The sequence below is a fragment of the Microbacterium sp. Bi128 genome (assembly GCF_918698205.1).
On the sequence record NZ_CAKKMM010000695.1, the window covers coordinates 1 to 2,631 of the forward strand.

The 2,631-nt window shown below is 69.0% G+C and carries 3 protein-coding genes; all 3 read right to left on the reverse strand.

The window, feature by feature from the left end:
• The coding region (locus tag LQV45_RS25000) for a substrate-binding domain-containing protein (protein ID WP_230009316.1) at nt 1-302 on the reverse strand (302 nt) is incomplete at its 3' end.
• The gene (gene pstA, locus LQV45_RS25005) at nt 299-1,648 is read right to left on the reverse strand and encodes a phosphate ABC transporter permease PstA (RefSeq protein ID WP_230009318.1); all 1,350 of its coding nucleotides are present in this window, start codon (nt 1,646-1,648) and stop codon (nt 299-301) included. The genes pstA and LQV45_RS25000, both read right to left, overlap by 4 nt.
• Nucleotides 1,648-2,631: phosphate ABC transporter permease subunit PstC (gene pstC, locus LQV45_RS25010; protein WP_230009319.1), on the reverse strand; the 984-nt coding region annotated here is incomplete at its 5' end. The genes pstA and pstC, both read right to left, overlap by 1 nt.

Sequence of the window (2,631 nt, forward strand, 5' to 3'; positions counted from 1 at the left end):
GGCGGAGACCCGTCCTCCGGGTTGGACTGGAACGGGATCTCGCTGACGGCGAAGTCGACCGTCTGATTGATGAAGTCGTTGCGGCCCGCGGACGACCCGGTGCCGTTGTAGTTCACCGTCATGCCGTAGTTGCTGGCGACGTTCGTGCGCCACTGGTCGAGGGCGTTCTGCGACCACGTGGAGCCGGAGCCGGTGATCGTCACATAGACGTCGGCCGCGTGCGCGGGCGCGACGCCCACGCTCGCGAGGGCCGCGACGACGACGAGCGCCCCCAGTCGGGCCAGGCGGGTACGGACGTTCACGACGGGTTCTCCTCGGTGGGTCGAGCGGGGCGGGGTGCCAGGGCGCGCTGAGCGAGGCGCCACTGGAGGTCGCGGGGAGGCTTTCCCTTGGGCGGCTGCGCGCGACGTTCCGCGCGCGTGACGGGGTTGCCCGGTGAGCGCCCCTGGGACGCCAGAATGCGCTGCAGGTCACGTGCCGACGCCGACGCGGCGGCGCGGCGCTGACGGTCGGACAGCTGCCCGGGGCCCTTGCCGCCGATCAGGCGCGCGACGATGAAGAGCGTCAGCACGAGCAGCACGAGGGTCGCGGCGGCGCCGAAGCCACGGGCGACCATGTTGGTCTCGGGCGACTTGACGAAGTCGAAGACCTGCAGCGGCAGAGAGATCATCGGCCCCGAGAACGGGTTGAGGTTCCACCCGGCGGTCACGCCCGAGGTCAGGAGCACCGGCGAGGTCTCACCGATACCGCGCGCGGTCCCGAGGATCACCGCGGTGACCAGTCCCGAACGCGAGGTCGGCAGCACCACGCTCCACACCGTCCGCCACCGGCTCGTGCCGAGGGCGTACGAGGCCTCGCGGAGGTTGTGCGGAACCAGACGGAGCACGACGTCGGAGGCGCGGATGATGATCGGGAGCATCATGACGCTGATCGCCAGGGATGCCGCGAACCCCGAGCGCTGGTTCGTGATGAGGGTGACCACGGCGGCGTAGACGAACAGACCGGCGACGATCGAGGGCAGCGCCGTCATGGCATCCGAGATCGTCCGCACGAAGCGCGCGAACGGCCCGCCGATCTCGTTGAGGAAGACGGCCGTCGTGATGCCCAGGGGGATCGTGATCGCCAGGGCGATGCCGATCTGGATGAGCGTTCCGACGATCGCGTGCGCGATACCGCCCATCGTGAGGGGATCGAGCGGACCGGCGAGCTTCATCGTCTCGACGAAGAAATTCAGGTTCGTGATCGCGGGAAAGCCCCGTACGACCGTGAACAGGATGACGAAGACCAGGGCGCTCAAGAGCAGGACACCGGCGGAGTAGAACAGCGCCGTCATGATGCGCTCGCTCACGGCCAGCCGATCGGCCCGCAGCGAGGACAGGACCGCGTAGATCCCGAGGAAGCAGAGGAACGAGACGATGAGCCATCCGATGATCCCCGTCATCGGGGTCAGCCATCCGAAGAGCAGGGTGGCCAGCGCGATGCCCGCCGCAGCGCTGCCCACGACGTTGAAGGTGTCGCCGAAGGGCACCGTGCGCAGGTCACGACGTTCGCCGACATGACCCGTGCGCTCGGGGATCGCGGTGCGCCGGGACGGCCGTGCGGCGTCGTCCGCGTCGACCACGGGGGCGTCGGGGGCGAGGATCGCCATCAGTTGCTCTCCGCTCCGGAACGACTGCGCGCGACGATCGTCGACGCGGTGAAGTTGACGATGAGGGTGATGATGAAGAGCACGAGTCCCGCGGCCATGAGGGCGGACAGGCCGAACTGGCTCGCCTCGCCGTACCGCAGCGCGATGAGGGCCGACACCGAGTTCGTGCCCGTCTTGAGGACCTCGGGGTTGATCGTGAAGATCGGCGAGATGATCATGACGACCGCGATGGTCTCGCCGAGCGCGCGCCCCAGGCCCAGCATCGTCCCGCCGATGATGCCGCCGCGACCGAACGGCAGCACGACGGCGCGGATCATCCCCCAGCGCGTGGATCCGAGGGCGAGTGCACCCTCGCGCTCCCCGAGGGGCGCCTGGGAGAACGCCTCGCGCATGACCGAGGTCTGCGTGGGCACGACCATCAGGGCCACGACGATGCCGGCGATGAACGCCGACGAGGTGAACGCGCCCGCATCCGTCAGACGCTGACCCGTCTCATCGGTGACGCGGAAGATCGGAATCCACCCGAAGTAGACCGAGATCCACTGCGAGACGGGGATGATGTTGGCCTGCAGGAAGAACACGCCCCAGAGTCCGAACACGACGCTCGGCACGGCCGCCATCAGGTCGACGAGCGTGATGAGCAGCGACCGGATCTTCGGCGACACGATCTCGCTGATCAGCAGCGCCGTCCCCATCGCCAGCGGAACCGAGATCGCCATCGCGATGATCGCGATCGTGACGGTGCCGAACAGCACCGCCGCGACGCCGAACGCGCCCGTCTCGGGCGACCACTCCTGCGTCGTGAGGAAGCTGACGCCCGTGACGCTCAGCGCATCGCCGGCTCGCGCGGTGAGGAAGATGCCCACGGCGAGCATGATCGCCACCGTCACGCCGCCGGCGGCGTACGAGACGGAGCGGAAGACCCGGTCCGCTTGCACCGGTCGGCTCTTCAGGGAGCGGGGGCGGGGCTCGTTCGCCTCGGG

Coding starts and splice junctions, on each gene's coding strand:
- pstA (WP_230009318.1), bottom strand. CDS start 1,648: ATGGCGATCCTCGCCCCCGACGCCCCCGTGGTCGACGCGGACGACGCC.